The following is a 21,539-nucleotide window of genomic DNA, read 5'->3' as shown; positions in this document are numbered from 1 at the left end:
CTCCCAAGCAAGCGCGGACCGGACGGGGTCGCATCAAAGGCTCGATGCGGCCCCGCCTGATCAGGTCGTTACATCGTGTCGAGACCGATCAGCTCGATCTTGTAGCCGTCCGGGTCCTCGACGAAAGCGATGTGGGTGGTGCCGTGCTGCATCGGCCCGGGCTTGCGCGGAATCTTGGCGCCGCGCTTCTCGAGTTCGGCGCAGACGGCGTAGATGTCGTTGACGCCGAGCGCCAGATGGCCGAAGCCGGTGCCGATTTCATACGGCTCTTCCCTGCCTCAGTTCAGCGTCAGCTCGACGACGGCCTCGGTCTCTTCCGGGCCATAGCCGACAAAGGCGTTGGTGAACTTGCCGCCGGGATAGTCGTCCCGGCGCAGCAAGGTCATGCCGAGAACCTCGGTGTAGAAGGCAATCGACCTGTCGAGGTCGAGAACCCGGATCATGGTGTGCATATAGCGAAAGCCCGGGGCGTCGCTCATTGGGAAAGTCCTCCGCGTCAGGTGATTTGCTGGTCTGACCATCCACATCAAACGGTTGGCGGGAATGCTTGATGTTCTGAATCAGGGTTGTATGATAACACGACAAGAACGGTGGTTGTCCAGTCGTTTTCCCAGAGGGTCCAGAGCCAGGTCATGAATGTCGTGCCACCCACCTCAGCATCGCTGATCTCGGCCCTTGCCGGCGTGCTGCCGAACGGCGGGCTGCTGACCGAGACGCAAGACCTGGCCCGCTACAGCCGCGATTGGTCCGGCGACCATTTCGGCCGTCCGCTGGCGGTCGCCCGTCCGGCCTCGGTCGAGGAGATGTCGGCGCTGATGCGGCACTGCCATGCGGAGCGCATTCCCGTCGTGCCGCAAGGCGGCCTGACTGGGCTCGTGGGTGCAGCGGTCGCCGCGGATGGCGGCGAGATCGTCATCTCGCTGGAACGCATGAACAGGATCCGCTCGATCAGCCCGATCGACTTCGCCATGGTGGTCGAGGCCGGCTGTATCCTCGAGGACGCCAAGCGCGCCGCCGAAGAGAGCGACTGCCTGCTGCCGATCACCTTCGGGGCGCAGGGAAGCTGCCGCATCGGCGGCAACGTCGCCACCAATGCCGGCGGCTTCAACGTGCTGCGCTACGGCATGACGCGCGACCTGGTGCTCGGCCTCGAAGTGGTGCTGGCCGATGGCCGGATCTGGAACGGGCTGAAGGTGCTGCGCAAGGACAATCGCGGCTACGACCTCAAGCAGATCTTCATCGGCTCGGAAGGCACGCTCGGCATCGTCACCGCCGCGGCGCTGAAACTCTTTCCCAAGCCCACGCAGATCGAGACGGCGCTGGTGGGCTTGCGTTCGGTCGAGGACGCCATGGCGCTCTACGCGCGGGCGCGGCGCGACTGCAGCGATCTTCTCACCGCCTTCGAACTGATCCTGCGCCAGGGCATCGAGATCACCATGCGCGAGGGCGCGGACTTTGCCGATCCGCTGACCAAAGCCTATCCGGCCTATGTGCTGATCGAGGTTTCCTCCGGCGGGCTGATCGACCTGTCGGCCATGCTGCTGGGTTTTCTCGGCGGCGTCGCCGATATCGTCGAAGACGGCATCGTGGCATCGACGCGGGCACAGGCCGAGCGGCTGTGGCTCTACCGCGAGATCATGGTCGAACGGCAGGGACGCGGCGGCCGCTATCTGCGCACCGACGTCTCGGTGCCGATCTCCAAACTCGCCGATTTCGTCACCGACGCGCTGGCGGCGCTGGCGGAATCGCGACCGGACGCGCTGGCCGTCACCTATGGCCATGTCGGCGACGGCAACATCCATCTCAACGTGGTGCCGCCGGAAGGCATGGAACCGCGCGCGGTCGAGCATCTGTTCGAAGAGGCGGAGGCCGAGATCTTTGCCGTCGTCGACCGCTATGGCGGCTCGATCAGCGCCGAGCACGGCATCGGCCGGGTCAAGCAGAAGGCGTTTCTCGAACGGATCGACCCGGTGACGCTTGATCTGGCGGCCGGCATCAAGCAAGCCTTCGATCCGCGCCATATCCTGAGCAATGGTCGCATTCTGGCAAGCAAGGCCAATCATGGTCTATAGGTGAGCGATGACGCTGAAGCTCGACAAGGTCAATCGCGGACCACACCTCTCCACCCTGGTTGCGAGTTCGATCTCGCGCGAGATCGCGCAGGGGCGCCTGAAGCCCGGCGATCAGCTGCCGACCGAGCAGGCGCTGGCGACGACATTCGGCGTCAGCCGCAACGTGGTGCGCGAGGCAATCGCGCGGCTGCGCTCGGAAGGCCGCATCTGGTCGCAGCAGGGGCGCGGCGCCTTCGTGGTGGAGAGCACCAACCCGACGGTGCTGACCATCGACTATGAGGCGCTGCAGCGCGCCGACTCCTTCCGCAACCTGTTCGAACTGCGCGGTATCCTCGAGGTGCAGGCGGCGGCCTTTGCCGCAAAGCGGCGCACCGAAGCCGATCTCACCGCGATGGGCGATGCGCTGGCCGGCATGCGCGCGGCCCCCTATGGCAGCGTCGCCTGGCTGCGCAGCGACCTCGAATTCCACCGCACCGTCGCCGAGGCGACGCGCAACAATTACATGGGCCAGTTCCTGGTGTTTGTGTCCGAGCGGGTCCGCGAGAGCATTCTCGCCGCCGGCAACCAGCAGAAATCGGACGACATGGCCCGCATCACGCTGGGCGAACACGAGCGCATCCTGGCCGCCATCCGCGCCGGCGATGTTGAGGCGGCACAGACGGCCATGCGCGACCATCTGGCGGGCGCCGCCCTGCGCGTTGGACTGCACGATGGTGGTGAGGCAGAGGCAGCGCCTTCGCCGCGGCACACAAGGTTGCGGAAGGCTGTCCGCAAGCAGGCCGCGGGATAGGTCGTGCATCAGTTTGAAATTTGACCCTGAGCTTTTTGCTTTGTTTTGGTCATTTGAATGCGGAAGGAAACGTATTGGTTTTCATCAATAGCGCCTATGTCGCGCGCGCGATGGGCAATCGCCTGCATTGACACCAACCAGCGCTGTTTGAGCCCCTTCAAATGGCTCGCCCTGGTAGAATAGAACTCACGGAATATGGACGCGCGGCAGAAGAAATGCCCCGGCAAACCAACTGGTTTCGCGCTCGATTCGATCCCGGGTTGCCTGAGACTCCATGTCGTCCTAGGAGATGTCGCGGTGCAGGATTAACCAAAGGATCAAGCACAGATGTGGGGTGGACTTCGAATACTATTCGATATCGCACCGTGGTTTACGCTTGCCCTGTTTTTTGCGATTGTGGCGGTGACGATTATTCGTCGCATGCGCCATTAATCGGTCGGGGGAAGGTGGATGATTGGCACTTAATCGGACGACCGCCACATATGAAGCGCATATGTGGGCCTATCGCGATCATCTCCGAAGCATAAATCGCCGCCTGGCGGAAGAATATATGCGCCAGGAAAGCCAACACGTGTCGGCAGCCATCGAAAAGTTGGTCAATGCAGCTTCAGTTGCTGTTGCTATCGCCCAACTTCACAAATCAATTCGTCGCTCGCCCATGAGAAATTTCTGGCCGGTCATCCGCGAAACAAAAGGCATGCTCCTCGTTCAATCAACTGACCCCAGCGATGAGTGTCCTCGGCCGTGGCGGCGAACAAAAAAGGGCAATATGCGCTATACGCTGCCCGGACATCTCCTTTTCTCGCCGTGGCCCACAAATTTCCACCGTATATTGCAGAGTTGCATGATGACCCTCCTGCGAATGGGCTTGATGGGTGGTGATACTGAAGACTTGGAAAGCAAAAATGATCTTTCAGTTTTCGTCCTTCCGAGATTGATCTTTTTTGAAACGCGACGAGCGCAACGTCTCATCCGCGCGATGCAAGAGTTTCAAGGGCTTGCCATGCCAGACAGTATGGCTGCTCTGGATAGGTGGTCCAATGAGCCACGACGCGTTACGAATATTGCGCTACGGATTTCGCAAGGGGCGCTTGTCTACGACGACGGGGCAGATCGTTGTGAAATTGAGATCCCTGACGCTTTCACGAAGCCTCTCTTCGTCCCCTCGACGCCTGAACGCATGTTAGAATTACATTGGGTTCGCGCTGGAGGGCCATCGTATTTCCCGTGAGCTGCCTCTCGAACTTTCGTTCAGGGTCGAAAGCCGCCTCTCAATTCTCATCCCTCCAGATCACGCGCCGGACCCTCATTTCGGCAAGCCGCGTAACCCGAATGTCCTGCCGTTCCCGCGCCGGTGGATTTCGTGTCTCGGCATGCATGTACCCGTTCTTACCGCACCGTTGGCACCTCATTGTTGCCCCCACTAGCTCGGCCTCGATGTCCCCAAAGATTTCCCTCAGATCACTCGGCTGATACCAGCGTTTGACGTTACAGAGCCCGCAACGGACAAGCACAAGCTGCCCGATCTGATGGGCATGGGAATTTCGAGCCCATGCTACTCGATGTCATCCATGGGATGTCGATAGAAAATGCCGGCTACTTGATAGGGCGCTGCGACGATTCGGAGATGAACGCTACAACGCGTCATTTGCACCATTGAAGTCGGTCAGGTCATATCGGCTGGCATCGCGTGCTCGCCAGCAGTGACGATCCGATGTCTCGGTCGAGCGCAAAACGCTCGCAGCGCTCGCCGTCGGACTCATCGATGAAGCTCTCGCTATGTTTGAAGCCGAGCTTCGCCAATATCCGCAGCGACGCGAAATTGCGCGCCGCCGCCTCGGCCGTCACCTGTTCAAGCGCCAGAGATTCAAAGGCGTAGCGGAGGACTTCGCGCGCCGCCTCGCTGCCCAGTCCGTGCCCCCAATGCGCACGCGCCAGCACAAATCCCAATGCGGCTGCCTTGGCGTCGGTTGCGCCGAAGGACAGGGTTATCGACCCGATCGCGTCCGATACTCCTGCCTGGTCTATGGACCACTGGATCGCCTTGCCGTCAGCGAACCGCTGACGCGAACGGGCGAACCATCGCTCGCCTGCGCTTGTGTCGTCGGGAACGGGATCGCCGGCAAGGGAGGCGGCTTCGACATCCGTCGCGCGCGCAAACCATGCTGGGATATCCCGTTTCCTCGGCGCCCGAAGCACGAGCCTTGGTGTCGTGAGCTTGGGAAATCGGACTGCTTCCATCGGGGCATTTTCGACCTGAGGCGGCGCCAATGCAACGGCGCTGGCAGGCACCTGTCGATCCATGCCAAATCGCAAGATCGGTCGAGCGCGACATATCCGGAAGGGCCTAGCTGGTGTCGCCACGGAGGAAGAGACGGTGAAGACGGCACGTGCAAATTACCATGCCCGAATGCAGCGGGTGCTGGACCACATAGACCAGCATCTGGACGACGATCTGGGCCTGGAAGCGTTGAGCGCCGTCGCGGCGTTCTCGAAATACCATTTCCACCGGCAGTTCATGTCCACCTTCGGGTTGTCCGTGCATCGCTATGTCCAGCTTGCCCGCATGAAGCGCGCTTCGTACCGGCTGGCCTACCAAGACACCCAAAGCGTCACGGACATAGCGATGGATGCCGGTTACGACGCACCGGATGCCTTCGCCCGCGCCTTTCGGCAACGGTTCGGGCAATCGCCTTCGTCGTTCCGGAAGTCTCCCGACTGGGAGCCGTGGCTTGCGGCCTTCGGGCCTCTCGACAACGCCAGGAGCAAGCTCATGCAGAAGACTTTTACCACTGACGACGTGACGATCCGCGATGTGCCCCCGACGCCTGTGGCGATCGTGGAGCATCGGGGCGACCCGGCGACGCTCGGCGCCACCATCCAGCGGTTCATCGCGTGGCGCAAGGCCGCTGGCCTGTCGCCCAAGACAAATCCGACGTTCAATGTCTGGCGTTCCGAGCGACGTCCTGCGTCGCCTGCCGATTACAGCGTGGACCTTTGTGTCGGGACCGACCAACCGATCGAGGCGAACGGCGAGCAGATCAAGGCCGGCGAGATCCCTGGCGGACGCTGCGCGGTGCTGCGCGTCGTCGGCAACACCCACAATCTGGAGCCCGCCGCGCTCTACCTTTATCGCGACTGGCTGCCGGCCAGCGGCGAGGAAGCAAGGGATTTCCCTCTCTACTGCCAACGCCTCGCCTTCTTCCCGGAGGTGCCGGAGCATGAGACGGTCGCGGAGCTGTTCCTGCCGCTGAAATAATACCGCTGGACGGCGGCTTGTCCTTCTGATCCCCAGCAGCGGACAGACCGTTGTCCCCCATCTCGGTCATTCCGCATTTATGAGTTCCCGGCAATGCACTCGGCACGCCCGCTAACTGATTTCCCATCTAAGGGGCATCGTCAGTCCAGCGCACCACTTTTCAGCACGCCCCGTTCCTTCCACTGGCTCAGTGGAAAAATGTCCGGTGCGCCGCCCATGGCCGCATACCAGGAGTCCACCACCCATTCGGTCCCGCCGCGATCACTTATCACCGCCGTCCAATGGGGATAGCGTCCGTCGACAAACAGGCCGCGCGAGGCTTTGTCCTCGACCTTGTGAAACGTGAGCAGTTTTCGCTCGGCAAGATAGACCAGCAGCGTATGCGTATTGGTCGATTCGTCGACACAATCCATCTGGCCCCTGATACGCGATGCACCGAATTCCGACTGCGGCAAGTCGCGGACACCGGTGGCCCGGAAAATGCGCTGGTCGAAATAGCGGACAGCCTTCGAAATGGCGGAACGTTCGGCACGGGCTGAACCCGCGCCCGTATGCAGGATAGAGCGCAAACGAATGTAGTCGCCGGAGCCAAGCACAAGCATGGTGCGATAGTTGCAACCGTAGCCGTGGCATATGGAAATCCGCTTGGAAGCCGTCGCGGTCAGTTCACTCGGGACCGCCGGTCCGCCAACGGCAAGGATGACTGTCAAAAGTGTTGCTTTGGCAAAGACTTTGAAACTTGCGTCCATTCCCGATCATAGACAAGTTCGGCAGAATGAGAACCACATTGCCAGAGACGGATAAGTTCGAATGGCAGCTATGGGGTCGAACTCGGTCGTTCAGCGTGACTGGATTTGACCCTAATGGCGGCTTTCGCGAGCCCAGAGAAACCTCTTCTCGCAGTTTCATTGATCCGTCACAGGCCAATTCGTCCACGCGCCCTGGAGCGCTGGCTTGAGGTCCATGCCGGAAAGATAGGCTCAGTCCGGATTCACTTCCCGTGGCGGCTCGACCAGCGAGACGCCGTTCAGGCCGGCGATGATGTCTGACAGTGCCGGCACGAACTTCTCGCCATGGCCAGTGGCGACCGCGGTGGCGAAGCCGTTGCGCACCGCCGCGCCGATCGGGTTGGCAACGCTTGCGGCCTGCGCGAACGAGGCGAGATAGGTCATGTCCTTCAGCGCATTGACGATGGCAAAACGCTGGGCGTTCTCGTTGCGGGTCAGGACGAAATCGAAGAAGGCCTGGTAGAAGCCGCAATCCATGCGGCTGCCCGAGATGACGCTGTTGAAGACCTGCGGCGTCAGCCCGGCCTTGGCGCCGAGCGTCAGCGCCTCCGAATAGATCGCCGAATAGCCCATCGAGACGAAGTTGTTGAGCAGCTTCATGGTGTGGCCGCTGCCGGTCGGGCCGGTGTGGATCACTCGCGCCGCGAAGGCTTCAAGTACTGGTCGTGCGCGGGCGACGGCTTCGGCCGGGCCGCCGACCATGACGTCGAGCTTGCCCTCAGTCGCTTCCTTGGGGGTGCGCGCCAGCGGTGCATCGATCAGCATCACGCCAAGTGCTGCGAGTTTGGCTGCAAGTGCGGTCGTCGATGACGGGTTGGAGGTCGAGCAGTCGATGATCAACAGCGGCGTTCCGGCCGCGGCCAGTCCATCCGGCCCGTTGATCAGCATTTCGACCTCACGCGAGCCGGTGACGCACAGGATGACGACATCGCAGGCGGCGGCGAGTTGGCGCGGGCTTGCCGCCTCGGTGGCGCCGGCTGCGATCAACCGGTCGGCGGCAGTGCGGCTGCGATGCACGCAGACCGTCAGCGGCCAACCCTTGCGCAGCAGATTGTCGGCCATGCCGGCACCCATGCTGCCCAAACCGATGAAGCCTATGCGTTCTTTCATGCCATCCTCCAACAAACCGTGGCCTCCAACAACTGTGGCCTGCGCACGGCGGACCACATTTCCTCACCTTGCGGCGGGCACCTGTCGATGCAATCCTTGCGGGAGAATCGGACCGGAGTGCCCCGATGGCGCAGCCCATGTCTTTCGACGCCATACCGCAAGCGCCCAATCTGCGGACCGGGCTGGTCAACACGCTGATCGCGCAGATCGAATCCGGCGACCTGGCGCCGGGTCAACGGCTGCCGACCGAGCAGGAGATCGTGGCCGCCACCGGCGTCAGCCGCACCGTCGTGCGCGAGGCGCTTGCTGCGCTGCGCGCCCGTGGCCTGATCACCACGCGCCAGGGTCTCGGCGCCTTCGTCGCCAAGGATCCGCTGCCGAGGACCTTTTCCATCCTGCCGGACGACCTCGAATCGATCGACGAGGTGCTGCGCGTGCTGGAACTGCGCATGGGCATCGAGGTCGAGGCGACCGGGCTTGCCGCCGAGAGGCGCAGCGACGCAGCGCTCGAGCAGATGAGCTCGCGGCTTGACGCGCTGGAGGCGGCGGTGCGCGCCGGCGGGTCGGGCTCGGAAGAGGATTTCGGTTTCCATCGCGCCATTTTGGCTGCGACGCAGAACGCCAATTTCACCCGGCTGTTCGACACGTTCGGCAGCGCCATGATCCCGCGCCAGTGGACGCGGCTCGACCGGATGACCGTTCCGGAGCGGGAGAAATATCTGGCCCGGATGCAGCGCGAGCACCGCGCCATTCTCGCCGCAATTGAGGCCAGGGATGCCAACGCGGCGCGGCGCGCCATGCGCAGCCATCTGACCAAGAGCTATGCCCGCTTCGAGGAGTTGCGCGACAGGGCAAGCCACGACTGACCGCTTGCTCATGCAGTGGCTCCCGCCACGCCGCCGAGATAGAGCTCCCGCATCAGCGACATGTCGCGCAATTCGGCGATTGCGCCTGAGACGACGATGCGGCCGTTCTGCATGAGATAGCCGCGCGAGGCGACGGAAAGCGCCAGGCCGGCATTCTGCTCGACCAGCAGCACGGCGGCGCCGAAGCGTTCGCCGATGCCGAGGATGATCGCCTTGATCTCCTTGACCAGCAGCGGCGACAGGCCCAGTGACGGCTCGTCGAGCAACAACACGCGCGGCCGCGTCATCAGCCCGCGCGCGATTGCCAGCATCTGCTGCTGGCCGCCGCTCAGCGAGCCGCCCTTGTCACGCCGCTTGGTGGCCAGGATCGGGAAGAAGGCCAGCATGGTTGCGAAATCGGTTTCCACGGCGGCATCGTCGCGGCGCGCATAGGCGCCAAGACGCAAATTCTCCTCGACCGTCATGTCGACGAATATCTTGCGCCCTTCCGGCACCAGCACGACGCCGCGCCTGGCCATGACATCGGCGGTAAGCCCGGTCACCTCGGCGCCATCGAAGGAGATGCTGCCGGCGCGCGGCCGGATCAGCCCGGCGATCGCCTTGAGCAGCGTCGACTTGCCGGCGCCATTGGGGCCGAGGATGGTGACGATCTCGCCCTCGCCCAGCGTCAGCGTGACGCCGCGGTTGACGATCGTCGGCCCATAGCCGGTGATGACATCGGAAACGGCGAGCAGGTTCACAGATCGCCCCCCAGATAGACTTCCAGCACCTTAGGATCGGCAAGCACCGCTTCGGTCGGCCCGTCGGCGATCTTGGAGCCGAAGTCGAGCACCGCGAGGCGCCGGCACAGCATCTGCATCAGCTTCATGTCATGATCGATGACGCAAACGGATATGCCGTGGCCGGGGAGCTGGCGGACAAGCCCGACCAGGGCCGTGGTCTCGCGGTCGTTGAGGCCGGCGGCGGGTTCGTCGAGCAAGAGCAGCGACGGCCGCGTGGCGAGAGCCAAGGCAAGGCCGAGCAGGCGCAGGCTGCCGAATGGCAGGACGCCTGCTTTTTCAACCGCAAGTGGCTTCAAGCCGACGAAGTCGAGCAGCGCCTGCGCTGTCGGCCACGGATTGGCGGTGCCGTCCGCCCTCGCCCGGACATGCTCGCCGGCGATCTGGACATTCTCCAGCACGCCAAGGCCGGCAAAGGCCATCGCCTGCTGGAAGGTGTAGCCGATGCCGGCCCGCGATATGGCATGCGGCGCCAGGCCGGTGATGTCTTGCCCGCGAAACACCACATTGCCGCCGCTCGGCCTGTGGACGCCGGTGACGACATTAAACAGCGTCGTCTTGCCCGAGCCGTTCGGACCGACGACGCCGAGGATTTCTCCCTCTTCGATGGCGAGGTCGACGCCTGCCAATGCCGTGACGCCGCCGAACTGCTTGCTCAGGCCATTGATCGCCAGGATCGGGCTCATCGCCGCGCCTCCGCCGCGTCGCGCTGTTCCGCCGCCTGTTTCGGCTTGCCGGAAAACGCCGCGCGAAGCGCACGCACGATGCCGCCGATCAGGCCGTCGGGCAGCAGCATGATCACCGCGATCAGGCAGACGCCGTAGACGATGCGCGACTGCACCGGATCGAGGTTGAGCACCTCCGGCAGGAAGGCGACCAGGATGCCGCCGGCGAGCGGACCTTCGATCAGGCGGGCGCCGCCGATCATGACCATCAGCGCCAGGTAGATGCTGGGGAAGGAGGAGAACTGCGACGGCGAGATGTGGCCGAGAAAATAGGCCAGCAGCACGCCGGAGATGCCGGCAAAGATGCCGCTGACGACGAAGGCGCCGATCTTGTGGCGGCCGACATTGATGCCGAGCGAGGCGGCCAGTTTCTCGTTCTCCCGGATGGCGCGCAGCGTGCGGCCGTAGGATGAGTTGATGATCGCCCAGCTCGCCATTGCCGCGACCGTCACGAAAGCCACCACCATCAGATAGTAGCGCGTCAGGTCGCTCATGTCGGCGCCGAACAGGGTCATCGGGCCGGCCAGGTCGAGCCCCGTCGCCGCACCGGTATAGTCGCCGCCATTGGTGAGCACGATGGCCAGCAATTGGCCGAATGCAAAGGTCATGATGACGAAATGATGGCCGCCGACGCGCAGCGACGGAATGCCGACGATCATCGCGAACACGGCGCTCGCCAGGGCTGCCGCCGGCAGCGCCAGCCAGAACCCGACGCCAAAGTCCCGCGCCAGGATCGCCGCCGCATAGGCGCCGACGCCGACCAGCGCCGCGTGACCCATCGACAGGATGCCGGTCTGGCCGAACAGCACCGACAGGCCGTAGAGCGCGATGACGTTGATGCCGGCCGAGATCGCCAGCGACATGAAACGGTTGCTCGGCGAGAACAAAGGCACAAGCGCGATCAGCGCCAGGATGACCAGCACCGGCAGCAGGGATCGCAACGCCTTGAGGCTGGAACCGGCGCGATCCTGGTCGAGGCCCTCCTTCATGATGCCATCCTGGGTCCGCTGGTGCCGCCGAACAGGCCGTGCGGGCGAACGATCAGCACCAGGATCATCAGGGCGAAGGAGTACGCATCCGTCCATTGCGAGAAGCCGTAGCCGGCGCTGAAGCCCTCGACGATGCCGAGGATGAGACCGGCGGCGACGGCGCCGTAGATGTTGCCGAGCCCGCCGATCAATGCCACGGCGAACCCCTTCATGACCATGGTGCCGCCGGTGAACGGCGTGATCGGGAACAGCGCGATCAGCAGCGCGCCGCCGAGCCCGGCCAGCGCACTGCCGAGCACGAACACGCCGGTGATGTAGCGGCGCACCGGAATGCCCATCAGGGCCGCCGTATCGCGGTCCTCGACGCTCGCACGCAAGGCGCGGCCGTAGCGGCTTGCGGTGATCATCCGGAAGCTCAGCGCCACCACCGCGATGGTGATCAGGATGACCATGACGCGAACCGAAGCGATGCGCACGCCGCCGACCTCCCAGACGGTGGTCAGCGGACGCGGAATACTCTTCTGGTTGGGATTCCAGAACAGCACGACGACATGCTGCAGCACGACGATGAGGCCGAGCGAAACGATGAAGCCGTTGGTCGGCCGCTCCAGCGTAAACCGGAAAAGGCCGCGCTCGAGGATGTAGCCCATCAGCCCGACCGCCAGGATCGCCAGCACCACCGCCAGCGGGAAGCCAAGGCCGGCGCTGACGGCAAGCCAGGTGACGATGCCGCCGATCATCAGGAATTCGCCATGGGCGAAATTGATGATGCCGGTCAGGCCGAAGATCAGGGTCACGCCGATGGCGATCATCGTGATGACGCTGGCGATCGAAAGCCCGTTGAGGATCTGCTGTATGAAAATATCCACGGCTCGCTTCCGCTGTTGACGTGGTGGGCGCCGTTGACGTGGTGGCGACCCGGCGGTGTTCAAGATGGATGAGTTGGCGGCAGGTGACGCCGCCAACCCAAGGGTCGCTTCCCAGATCAGCTTTTCGGCGCTTCAGCCGGTGGCTGCTGCATCGAGCAGGAGATCGCGCCGCCGGGTGCCGCCGCGCAGACCTCGGTGGCATGGGTGACCTGGTGGGTCGGATTGAAAGTCAGGTCATCCGAGACCACGCCCTGATGGTGGAGGGTCAGCAGCGCCTCAACCGTCTTGTCCGGATCGAAGCTGCCGGCCTTCTCCCAGGCTTCGGCGAGGAAGTGGACATAGTCGTGGTAGAGCAGCGACACCGACGAGGTCACGCCGTGCGGCGCGCCCGCTGCAAAGTATGCGTCGAAATAGGCCTTGGCTTTCGGGTTGGACGACTCGCCCCAGCAGACCGGAACGCAGCTCATCGCCACCGGCACATCGGCCGAAAGCTGCTTCTCCTTCCAGATGCCGGGGTCGACGCCGAACAGGAAGTAGCTCTTGGCTGCACCCAGTTCGAGCGCCTGCGGCAGTGCCGTCAGCGTTGAATCGCCATTGTACCAGAAGTGGATGATATCCGGATTGAGGCTCTTGGCGCGGGTCAGGAACGGCGAGAAGTCGGTCGTGTCAGGCGGATAGAAGATGATGTCTGGAACATCCTGCCCCTCGGCCTTCAGCGCCTTGTAGTAGTAGGACGACAGGAACTGGCCGGTGGCGTCGTTGCCGACGATCATGACCGATTTTTTCGGCTTGTAGCCGAGCAGCGGCTCGAGAAGGGTGAGCACGCCACGCGCGGTCGATCCGGAGCGCTGGAACTCCTGCGGCTCGGACTGGAAGAGATAGTGATCCTCGCCGCCCGGCTTGACCGAGTCCGGCGTCAATATTTTCGCCAGCGTCGAATTGCCGGCGAAATGGATGATCTTTGCCGGCTGGGTGATCTTGGCCATGGCCAGCGTGAAGTCATGCGTTTCCGACCCGAAGATCGCCTGCACCTTCACGTCGCGCACCAGTTCTTGGGTGGCGGCTATTGCGGTCGCGATGTCGGTGCGATCGTCGCGCTTGACCATTTCCAGCTTGTAGGTCTTGCCGCCGACCTTGATGCCGCCGGCGTCGTTGATCTGTTTCACGGCAAGCCCGACGCCCGCCGGCAAGGTATGGCCGGCGGAAACGAACGAGCCCGACTCCGCCGCGACGACACCGATCTTGACGATGTTGTCCTCGGCCAATGCAGGATGAGCAAGCGCGCCAAGGCACAGTGCCGCCGACGCGCCCATTTTCAGAACGGTTTTCAACTTGAGATCCTCCCGACTCCAAATCATTGCAGTCTTACCGGGTTGTCATACAACCCTGTTATCTGGTAAATCCAACGAACCGGGATGTCAATCGCGTTGCCATGCGATAAAAGGCGACCCGCAGATCAGGAATCACCACCAAGCCGCAGTTAGGAACAGGACATGCAGTCACGGAAATTCGGCCGTACCGGCCGCGACGTCAGCGAGATCGGCTTTGGCTCATGGGCGATCGGCGCTGCCTGGGGTGAGGTCAATGACGACGACGCGGTGGCCGCCCTGCACGCGGCCCTCGATGCCGGCGTTACCTTCATCGACACCGCCGACGTCTATGGCGACGGCCGTTCCGAAAAGCTGATCGCCAGGGTGATGAAGGAGCGTGGCGGCGAGCGGCCGTTCATTGCCACCAAGGCCGGAAAGCGACTGCCGGCGCAGACGGTCGAGGGGTTCAGCCAGAAGAACCTGACCGACTGGATCGACCGCAGCCTGAAATATCTCGAGGCCGATACGCTCGATCTGGTGCAGCTGCACTGCCCGTTGACCGACCTCTATTATCACCCGGAAGTGTTCGAGCGCCTCGACCGGCTCGTCGAGCAAGGCAAGATCCGCAACTACGGCGTCAGCGTCGAGCGCGTCGAAGAGGCGCTGAAGGCGATGCAGTTTCCCGGAGTCGTCAGCGTGCAGATCATCTTCAACGCCTTCCGGCAGCGGCCGGCCGAGCTGTTCTTCGACCTGGCGAAAAAGAACGATGTGGCTGTCATCGCCCGCGTCCCGCTGGCCAGCGGTCTGCTGTCGGGCAAGTTCAACGCAGACACCAAGTTCGAGACAACGGACCATCGCCTGTTCAACCGCAACGGCGAGGCCTTCGATGTCGGCGAGACTTTTTCCGGCGTGCCCTATGAGGTCGGACTGGCGGCGGTCGAACGCATCCGACCGCTTGTCTTGGGCGACACGACGATGGCGAAATTCGCGCTGCGCTGGATCCTGATGTTCAACGCGGTCACGGTGGTCATTCCGGGCGCCCGCAATCCTGCACAGGCCCGTTCCAATGCCGAAGCCGCCGAGCTTCCGCCCCTGTCGGCTGAACTCATGGGCAAGATCCGGGACATCTACGACCAGGACATCAAGCCCCATGTGCACCAGCGCTGGTGATCGAAGGCCATCGCATCCCGGTGCGTTTTCCTGGGGGGTGCCATAGCAGGATGTAGCAGCCCCCTGCTACCAGCAATGTGAATTCTGGTGCTATCCATCAGGGATGGCGAACCCGCAAAAGGCGGTGTAGGCTTCGCACAAAAGAAGATTGAGCCGCACCCCCGGCACCGCCGGGCGAATCTGGGAGGATTCATGGTCGAGATCATCTCCAAGCGGGACGGCCCGCGGCGCGAGGATGTTCAGGTCAAGCGACTGATCGAGCAGAACCGCTCGACCATCGTCCGCCTGGCCGACCAGATCAGCGGCGGCGGCTACTCGGCCTCCAGGCAGCCACGCCAGCAACCCAAGGCGGAAGGCCTGATCATCCATGTCGGCGGCGGCGCGGCGTCCGCCACTGAGGCGAGCCCGTCGATCCGCGTCACCATGAATGGCCGCGTGATCTCCAAGGACCAGAACACCGGCCGCCAGCTTCACCATATCGGCGATGTCCGCAACCGGAATGGGGACCAGGTCTTCGTCCTGGCGACGAAGCAGAACGGCTTTTTCTCGCCGGTCGACGAAACCATCGCCGAGGCACTTGCCGAACTGGATGGGTCCCGGCTGACCGAAGCCTATACCGAAGAGCAGCTTGCCGCCGACATCGGTGCCAAACTTGGCATCGACTGACGACCGGCATTCGGACGTTTGCACGTCCAATCCGCGACAGCATACAGAAATGGCATACCTCAAAGGTACTGTGATGACTGAATGAGACACGCGAGCGGCCCCGATCAGATGAAAACCCATGCTCTTCCGACGCGTGCCTCGATGGCCACCGGACAGCTGGTTCTAGACAAGATCGATTATGACGAGCGCGCCACCATGCGCGCCTGGGAAAGCTTTCTTTCCGACGAGCCGACAAGCGCACGCGATCCGGTCCACGTCCGCTCGCTGATCCACGATTCCTGGTATCGCAGCGCCACCGGCGGCATCAACGCGCAAGGCATCGAAGCGCCGCTGAGCAGCGACCGCGACGAGATCGAATACCTGACCCGCGCCAACGCCGAGCTGCTTTCGGCGGCGCGGCGATCGTTCGCGTCGCTCGGCCAGTTGCTGGAAGGCACGGGAGCGATGCTGGTGCTCGCCGACAGCGACGGCGTGCTGGTCGACGCCATCGGCGACAAGAAGACCTTGCATGACGGCATGGACATTCATCTGGGCATCGGCGGCAAATGGAACGAGGACGCCGTCGGAACCAACGGCATCGGCACCGCGCTGTGGACCGGCGAACCGATCTTCGTCCACGCGGCCGAACATTTCTGCGCCGGCATCAAATCCTGGACCTGCGCCGGCGCGCCGATCCGCGATCCGCTGGACGGCAAGATCATCGGCGTTGTCGACCTTTCGGGCTATTCGCCGATCTTCCGGCCGCACAACACGGCGCTCGTCGCCGCCACCGCCAGGCAAATCGAAAAGGCACTGGCCGAGCAGCAGCAGGAGCAGCGCACGCGCCTGCTCGAAGCCTTCATTTCCTCGGCACCGAGCTACCGCCGCAAGGACGGGTTGGTGATCGTCGACCATCGTGGCCGCGCGATCTTCTGCAACAACGTGCCCAATGGCGACACGACGGAGATGATGGACGGCCCGATGGAACCGGGCCGCGGTCGCTGGCTCATGAACCTGCCGGCCTCGGGCTCGGACACCGATCTCGCCAACGCGCTGCCGGCGCATCTGCGATCCTGCCATGTCACGCCGCTGAAGCTCGATGGCGACCTGCGTGGCGCGGCCCTGGTGTTCCCCTCGGTCCCTGCCGTCTCCAGCATGACGGTAACAGGCAGGCAGGTGAACAAGCACCTGCAGGCAGCCGCGGCGATGATCGTCGGCGAAAGCGAGAAACTGCTTGCTGCCGTCGATGTCGCCTCCCGAGTGGCCGGATCGAACGGTGTCACCTCGTTGCTGATAGAAGGTGAAACGGGTGTCGGAAAAGAGCTGTTTGCGCGGCTTGTCCATGCCGGTAGCCGGCGCACCGAAAATGATCCGTTCATCGCCATGAACTGCGGCGCGATCACCAAGGAATTGTTCGGCAGCGAATTGTTCGGCCACGTCGCCGGCGCCTTTACCGGAGCTTCGCGTGACGGCAAGCCGGGCATCTTCGAACAGGCCAATGGCGGCGTACTCAGCCTTGACGAAATCGGCGAATTGCCGCTCGAAATCCAGCCCTTCCTGTTGCGTGTCCTGGAGGAGCGCGTGGTCCACCGCATCGGTGACTCGAGGGGTCGACCGGTGGACGTGCGCCTCGTCGCCTCGACCAATCGCGACCTCAAGCAGGAGGTCGCGGCCGGGCGCTTCCGCAGCGATCTCTATTACCGCATCGGCGCCGTCTCGATTCATGTCCCGGCCCTGCGCGAGCGCGGCGACGACGTGCTGCTGCTGATCGAACATTTCAACCGGCAGATTGCTAAGCAGGCAGGCAATGACCCGCTGGCGTTTTCGAACGATGCGCTCGACGCGCTGCTGGCCTATCGCTGGCCGGGCAACGTGCGCGAATTGAAGAACCTTGTGGAGCGCCTGCACATAATGTCGCGCGGCGGCGCGATCGAACTGCGGGACCTTCCCGGAGAAATCAGCGCGGGCGATCGCAACGCCGTACACGGCGACCATCCCGCAGCCATGCTCGAAGCGCCGGTGTGCTCGTTCGAGGATGCGGAACGCCAGGCGATCAAGAATGCGCTTGTCGCGGAGGGCGGCAATCTCAGCAAGGTCGCGCTGCGGCTCGGCATTTCACGGCCGACGCTGTATCGCAAGCTCGGCCAATACGGGATCCGGCGCGGCTTCCTCTAGCCTGCAATGCCGCCAGAGGTTTTGCGCTGCCTTGCGAACAGCTGTGCGCGGCCCGACCTGCTGCTTGCCGGGACCAAAGCGCAAACCACTCCCGAACACGACCGGCATCGGCATCAAATTGAACTACTTGGGGACGGTGTAGAACTCGTGGGTGTTCATCTGAGCATTGATCCCCGGCATGCCGTCGGATTGGAAGGAGCCGCCGGCGACATGGAACTCGCTGCCTATGAAACCGGCTACGAAGCCGTGGCGGGCAATCTGCATGTGCGGTAGGGTCTGCCACGTGTCGGTTGCGGGATCGTAGGCCTCAAAGGCCCAGAATGTGCGCTTGCCCGCCGGGTCCTGGTACTCGCCGCCCGTCACATAGATCTTCCCGCCATAGGCACTGCCCGACACCCCACCCCGCGGCGTGGGGGAGCGACCCTTGTAGGTCCAGGAATCGGATTTGGGATCGTATTCCTCGACCAGATCGGTGACGTCGCTCTTGGTCACGAAGGGCAGGCCAATTCGACCGTCGATCGCATAAATCTTCCCACCGACAGCAGCGGCGAGAAAGTGATTGCGGCCGGTCTGCATGGGAGCCCGCCTTGTCCAGGTCTTGGATGCGGGGTCGTAGGCCTCGACAGTCCTGCCGACGATGTTGGGAACGTCGGCCCAAAGGGGCTCCTTCATGTCGCGGCCATCCTCATGGGCATGCGCCCCGCCGACGACGTAGATTTTTCCGTCGAGCACCACGGCCGCTGCCGCTCCGCGGGCAGTTGGCATGGGTGGAAGCTTGGACCAACTGTCGGTCTTCGGATCGTAGACAAAAGCATCTGCCGTCGGTTGCCATTCCTTGGTGCCCGGCGCTCCGACGAAACCACCGAACACGTACACCTTGCCGCCGCAAGCCACAGTTGCCGTGTGATGGGCCGGCTCGGGCATTGCCGCTCTCTTCGACCAGGTCCTGCTATTTTCGTCGTACATCACGACCGTGCCGACGGGCATGACCTCCGGCACGTCGATGCCGCCAATGACGAACCACTGGCTGCCCACCACTGCGCTGGAGTTCTCGCTCTGAGGCTCTGGCATCGGCGTTCCCATCTGCCACGTGCCCTCCTGGGCTAGTGCAGGCGCAAGATTAAGTGCCAGACCGATCATCGCAGCGGAAACCAGCAATTTCGTCTTCATCGGGAAGCTCCTTGGTCGCGGTTGGGCACCGACCTCGAGTTGCCCGAGCGCCTTCGTCTCGCACAGGAGGTAACTGAACGTATGAGCCGTTAGAATTATCGATTGCGGAATGGGCTCTTTGGGCCCACCAAACAATGTCGTGCCCAACCTTGCCATTCCGAAGCGCCCTGGGCAGAAGGCTCGGCCTGCGACGCGCAACCGGGCAGCCCCAGCGAGGAGGACAAATGCACAAGCCTGAATTGCGGGAGCTCATCGCCTTCGCGGAGGCTGCTCGGCAGTTGAACTTTACCAGGGCCGCCGCCGCACTGGGGGTGTCGCTACCCAGCTTCAGCCAGACGCTGAGGGGTCTGGAAGAGAAGCTCGGCGTGAGACTGCTCACACGAACCACCCGCAGCGTGTCGTTGACCGCGGCGGGCGAAGAGCTCCTTACCAACATAGGCCCGATATTGAGCGGACTGGACAGCGTCCTCGACGGATTGAACAAGTTCCGCAACGCTACGGGCGGAAGGCTTAGAATTCTAGGTTCACGGACGGCAACAACCGTGCTGATTGCCCCTCTGATCGGCCGCTTCCTGACAAAGCACCCCGAAATAGAGCTCGAAATCCTCGTCGATGATCTTCACCTCGATCTGGTGGAACACCGCATCGACGCGGGCATTCAGGTCGGAGAACGCATCGAGAAGGATATGATCGCCGTTCGGATCGCCGATCCCTTCAACGAAGTTCTTCTTGCCACGAAAGACTACCTTCTGGCTCATGGCGAGCCCAGCACGCCCAGCGCTCTGGCAGATCACTGGTGCGTTCGCCTTCGATCCCCGTGGGACGGCACAATCCGACCCTGGACCCTGCACAAGGGGGCTGAGAAGGCCGAACCCGTCGCCGGCACGCAAGTTGTGGCCAACGATCTTCGTGCGGTTGCCAGTGCGATTGCCGGAGGCGCCGGAATCGGCTTGGTGCCAGCCGTTCTTCTGCAGGATGAGCTTCGGTCGGGGCGCGTCGTGCCTGTCCTCGATGGGTGGGGTTCCCAGATCTCTGGGATCTACTTGTACTATCCCAGCCGCCGGCAGCTTCCTGCAGCCCTTGCTGCCTTCATAGCGTTCATGAAGCAGAACAGGCCCGCGCCAACACGTGCCTGAAACGGGACGGTCACAGGCGCGGTGGAAACTTGGAGGGCAGCAGCACCCTTTTGGGTGGCCGCCACCCTTCAAGGAACGCGATGCTCAGGGCTGCGGAACAAAGATGTCGCGGGAATAGACAGGCAACGATACGACCGCGACAAGGCTCTCGCTGCCGTCGAACATCGCGGTCAACTTTCCACCTTCGGCCTTCAAGGACAGGCTGCGGACATGGTTTGCGGCGCCGGACTTCACAACGTCAGCAGCCTCATTATAGCGATAGATGCGCGAGAATTCAGGCTTGAGCTGCGAGTAGACGTGACTGTCGCCCTTCTCCAGGGTCACCGGGCCACGTTCGAATTCCGTTTCCAGTGAAACCTTCTCACCACCCCCTTCGAAGTTCCAGGCCTCGCTCACCGCCGTCGGGCTCGAGCTGTAATGGACCCCGCGATTGACGTCGTCGGCAGCGGTCTCGGCAATGCCGTAAGGACCGGCCCCACCTCGCGAAAGGCCATCGAACAACATCAGCACGTTCTCACTGCTTCCCGTCTTGTGAACAGGGATGCCGAAAAGCACGTAGCGGTACGGAGCCCCGACGGTACCCTTGGGATCCACCGCATAAAGCTGGTCCACAAATTCAACCTGGAGGTTGGCGCCGGCGGAAGGTGCTGTTGCAAACGGGCTGAGCTCCCAGCCCGCTGGCAGGAATTTGGAGAGCGCAGCCGTCGAAGCCTTGTAGTAGAGAACCGTGCGGACATCGGAATTGCTTCCGCTGTAAAGCTCGGCGGCGTTTGCGAGAGATGGCGATGCAAGCGCAACGGACAGCGCGACGGCCGCGGCAAGACGGCTGCCCAGCGATTTGAGATTCATCATTTCAATAGTTCCTTTGGAGTGCGGCGGCTCCCTCGGGAGCGTCGCTAGAAGGAGGATCAAAAGCCGGCGAGACCAGCCTTGGCGCACTGCTCGTCCTGCGCGCCCGTGCCGCCACTGGCCGAGATCGCACCGATGATCTTGCCGTCCTTCATGACCGGAATACCGCCAGGCGCCGCGATGACGTGGTCCATGTTCAGCATGAATGGACCCATCTTGGCCGTGACGTCGAAGAAGTCGCGTGTCGGACGCTTGTAGACGGCTGCCGAAGCCGCTTTGTCCAAGGCGATCTGGGCGCTCGCCACCTCGGTGTTGTCAGCCTTTTCGTAATAGACCAGGGCGCCGTGCGTATCGACGACGGCGATGGCCATGAGCCACTTGTTGGCTGCGCATTCCTTGACAGCGCCGGCGGCAACCTGCTTGGCCTGCGACAGAGTGATGTCGGGACCGTAAACATCGGCGTCGCTGGCAAATGCGGACGTGGCAACCGAGAGAAAGCCAATGGCCGCAGCGGTGGCGGCCCATTTTGACATAGACATTTTTGAAACCTTTCGTTGGTCATGCGACCTTGTTTCGTTGAAACGAAGCGAAGGTCGCTGCCGCCTCATGAGAAAGACCAGAACGGGCGCTCATCAATCCCCGGTGAGAGTGAATGCCGTTGGTCACTGGACATGGATATGTCTGCCCGTCCCGCGAATGAATGACGAATTCCGAAATGGAGTATTTGGGGATGTGAAAGAATGGGCTCGTACGGACAAGTCCGTTGGCGCTCAGCGGAAATCCCGCGTCTGCGTGACTCCGCGAACCAGGCCGGCTCCTTCGCAACAAAAAACCCGC

The 21,539-nt window shown here is 62.8% G+C and carries 21 protein-coding genes and 1 pseudogene; 9 read left to right on the top strand and 13 right to left on the bottom strand.

Annotated elements, in window-relative coordinates; translation table 11 throughout:
- Positions 1 to 68: 68 nt before the first annotated feature.
- Positions 69 to 479, bottom strand: a pseudogene (gene gloA, locus AC1D10_RS16170) (lactoylglutathione lyase).
- A gap of 153 nt (positions 480 to 632) precedes the next feature.
- On the opposite strand from gloA, the gene AC1D10_RS16165 reads away from it, so the two are divergent.
- Positions 633 to 2,072: an FAD-binding oxidoreductase gene (locus AC1D10_RS16165; RefSeq protein WP_477273433.1), complete on the top strand. Its 1,440-nt coding sequence runs from the start codon at positions 633 to 635 to the stop codon at positions 2,070 to 2,072.
- A gap of 7 nt (positions 2,073 to 2,079) precedes the next feature.
- Positions 2,080 to 2,862 (top strand): FadR/GntR family transcriptional regulator, encoded by a 783-nt coding sequence (locus AC1D10_RS16160; RefSeq protein ID WP_477273431.1) that lies wholly within the window; start codon positions 2,080 to 2,082, stop codon positions 2,860 to 2,862.
- 8 nt (positions 2,863 to 2,870) lie between these two features.
- Here the strand turns inward: AC1D10_RS16160 and AC1D10_RS16155 are convergent, their stop codons facing one another.
- The gene (locus AC1D10_RS16155) at positions 2,871 to 3,023 is read right to left on the bottom strand and encodes a hypothetical protein (protein ID WP_477273429.1); all 153 of its coding nucleotides are present in this window, start codon (positions 3,021 to 3,023) and stop codon (positions 2,871 to 2,873) included.
- A gap of 332 nt (positions 3,024 to 3,355) precedes the next feature.
- Between AC1D10_RS16155 and AC1D10_RS16150 the strand changes: the two genes are divergently transcribed.
- Positions 3,356 to 4,093, top strand: a complete 738-nt coding sequence (locus AC1D10_RS16150; protein WP_477273427.1) for a hypothetical protein — start codon at positions 3,356 to 3,358, stop codon at positions 4,091 to 4,093.
- A 440-nt stretch (positions 4,094 to 4,533) separates the two neighbouring features.
- On the opposite strand, the gene AC1D10_RS16145 is transcribed toward AC1D10_RS16150, so the two are convergent.
- Complete coding sequence (locus AC1D10_RS16145) at positions 4,534 to 5,103, bottom strand: GNAT family N-acetyltransferase (protein WP_477273425.1); 570 nt, start codon at positions 5,101 to 5,103, stop codon at positions 4,534 to 4,536.
- Positions 5,104 to 5,272: 169 nt separating this feature from the next.
- Here AC1D10_RS16145 and AC1D10_RS16140 point away from each other — a divergent pair, with 169 nt between their 5' ends.
- Positions 5,273 to 6,121, top strand: a complete 849-nt coding sequence (locus tag AC1D10_RS16140) for an AraC family transcriptional regulator (RefSeq protein WP_477273423.1) — start codon at positions 5,273 to 5,275, stop codon at positions 6,119 to 6,121.
- 140 nt (positions 6,122 to 6,261) lie between these two features.
- Here AC1D10_RS16140 and AC1D10_RS16135 read toward each other — a convergent pair whose 3' ends face one another.
- Positions 6,262 to 6,870 (bottom strand): hypothetical protein, encoded by a 609-nt coding sequence (locus AC1D10_RS16135; protein WP_477273420.1) that lies wholly within the window; start codon positions 6,868 to 6,870, stop codon positions 6,262 to 6,264.
- 231 nt (positions 6,871 to 7,101) lie between these two features.
- The gene (locus AC1D10_RS16130; RefSeq protein ID WP_477273418.1) at positions 7,102 to 8,019 is read right to left on the bottom strand and encodes an NAD(P)-dependent oxidoreductase; all 918 of its coding nucleotides are present in this window, start codon (positions 8,017 to 8,019) and stop codon (positions 7,102 to 7,104) included.
- 125 nt (positions 8,020 to 8,144) lie between these two features.
- Here AC1D10_RS16130 and AC1D10_RS16125 point away from each other — a divergent pair, with 125 nt between their 5' ends.
- Positions 8,145 to 8,885, top strand: coding sequence for a FadR/GntR family transcriptional regulator (locus AC1D10_RS16125; RefSeq protein ID WP_477273416.1), 741 nt, complete (start codon positions 8,145 to 8,147; stop codon positions 8,883 to 8,885).
- Positions 8,886 to 8,893: 8 nt separating this feature from the next.
- Here AC1D10_RS16125 and AC1D10_RS16120 read toward each other — a convergent pair whose 3' ends face one another.
- The 5 genes from AC1D10_RS16120 to AC1D10_RS16100 form a co-directional block, all read right to left on the bottom strand.
- Positions 8,894 to 9,625 (bottom strand): ABC transporter ATP-binding protein, encoded by a 732-nt coding sequence (locus AC1D10_RS16120; RefSeq protein WP_477273414.1) that lies wholly within the window; start codon positions 9,623 to 9,625, stop codon positions 8,894 to 8,896.
- Positions 9,622 to 10,350: an ABC transporter ATP-binding protein gene (locus tag AC1D10_RS16115; protein WP_477273412.1), complete on the bottom strand. Its 729-nt coding sequence runs from the start codon at positions 10,348 to 10,350 to the stop codon at positions 9,622 to 9,624. The genes AC1D10_RS16120 and AC1D10_RS16115 overlap by 4 nt, the downstream gene beginning before the upstream one ends.
- On the bottom strand, positions 10,347 to 11,378 hold the full coding sequence (locus AC1D10_RS16110; RefSeq protein ID WP_477273410.1) for a branched-chain amino acid ABC transporter permease: 1,032 nt from the start codon (positions 11,376 to 11,378) through the stop codon (positions 10,347 to 10,349). The genes AC1D10_RS16115 and AC1D10_RS16110 overlap by 4 nt, the downstream gene beginning before the upstream one ends.
- Positions 11,375 to 12,247 (bottom strand): branched-chain amino acid ABC transporter permease, encoded by an 873-nt coding sequence (locus AC1D10_RS16105; RefSeq protein WP_477273408.1) that lies wholly within the window; start codon positions 12,245 to 12,247, stop codon positions 11,375 to 11,377. The genes AC1D10_RS16110 and AC1D10_RS16105 overlap by 4 nt, the downstream gene beginning before the upstream one ends.
- 116 nt (positions 12,248 to 12,363) lie before the next feature.
- Positions 12,364 to 13,578 (bottom strand): ABC transporter substrate-binding protein, encoded by a 1,215-nt coding sequence (locus tag AC1D10_RS16100; protein ID WP_477273407.1) that lies wholly within the window; start codon positions 13,576 to 13,578, stop codon positions 12,364 to 12,366.
- 162 nt (positions 13,579 to 13,740) lie between these two features.
- Between AC1D10_RS16100 and AC1D10_RS16095 the strand changes: the two genes are divergently transcribed.
- The 3 genes from AC1D10_RS16095 to AC1D10_RS16085 all read left to right on the top strand — a co-directional run bounded on the left by AC1D10_RS16095 (position 13,741) and on the right by AC1D10_RS16085 (position 17,547).
- Positions 13,741 to 14,727 carry an aldo/keto reductase gene (locus tag AC1D10_RS16095; protein ID WP_477273406.1) on the top strand — a complete coding sequence of 329 codons (987 nt, stop codon included), beginning with the start codon at positions 13,741 to 13,743 and terminating at the stop codon, positions 14,725 to 14,727.
- Positions 14,728 to 14,919: 192 nt separating this feature from the next.
- The gene (locus AC1D10_RS16090) at positions 14,920 to 15,393 is read left to right on the top strand and encodes a hypothetical protein (RefSeq protein WP_477273404.1); all 474 of its coding nucleotides are present in this window, start codon (positions 14,920 to 14,922) and stop codon (positions 15,391 to 15,393) included.
- A gap of 81 nt (positions 15,394 to 15,474) precedes the next feature.
- Positions 15,475 to 17,547 (top strand): sigma-54-dependent Fis family transcriptional regulator, encoded by a 2,073-nt coding sequence (locus AC1D10_RS16085; RefSeq protein WP_477273402.1) that lies wholly within the window; start codon positions 15,475 to 15,477, stop codon positions 17,545 to 17,547.
- Between the two features lie 123 nt (positions 17,548 to 17,670).
- On the opposite strand, the gene AC1D10_RS16080 is transcribed toward AC1D10_RS16085, so the two are convergent.
- Positions 17,671 to 18,717: a Kelch repeat-containing protein gene (locus AC1D10_RS16080; protein ID WP_477273400.1), complete on the bottom strand. Its 1,047-nt coding sequence runs from the start codon at positions 18,715 to 18,717 to the stop codon at positions 17,671 to 17,673.
- Between the two features lie 224 nt (positions 18,718 to 18,941).
- Between AC1D10_RS16080 and AC1D10_RS16075 the strand changes: the two genes are divergently transcribed.
- Positions 18,942 to 19,853: a LysR substrate-binding domain-containing protein gene (locus AC1D10_RS16075; protein ID WP_477273398.1), complete on the top strand. Its 912-nt coding sequence runs from the start codon at positions 18,942 to 18,944 to the stop codon at positions 19,851 to 19,853.
- Between the two features lie 84 nt (positions 19,854 to 19,937).
- Here AC1D10_RS16075 and AC1D10_RS16070 read toward each other — a convergent pair whose 3' ends face one another.
- Positions 19,938 to 20,702 (bottom strand): hypothetical protein, encoded by a 765-nt coding sequence (locus AC1D10_RS16070; protein ID WP_477273396.1) that lies wholly within the window; start codon positions 20,700 to 20,702, stop codon positions 19,938 to 19,940.
- A 59-nt stretch (positions 20,703 to 20,761) separates the two neighbouring features.
- Positions 20,762 to 21,241, bottom strand: coding sequence for a GlcG/HbpS family heme-binding protein (locus AC1D10_RS16065; protein WP_379092406.1), 480 nt, complete (start codon positions 21,239 to 21,241; stop codon positions 20,762 to 20,764).
- Positions 21,242 to 21,539: the final 298 nt, after the last annotated feature.

The sequence above is a fragment of the Mesorhizobium sp. P2_A8 genome, from assembly GCF_056404935.1.
This window is presented reverse-complemented; position numbering and strand designations above follow the sequence as displayed.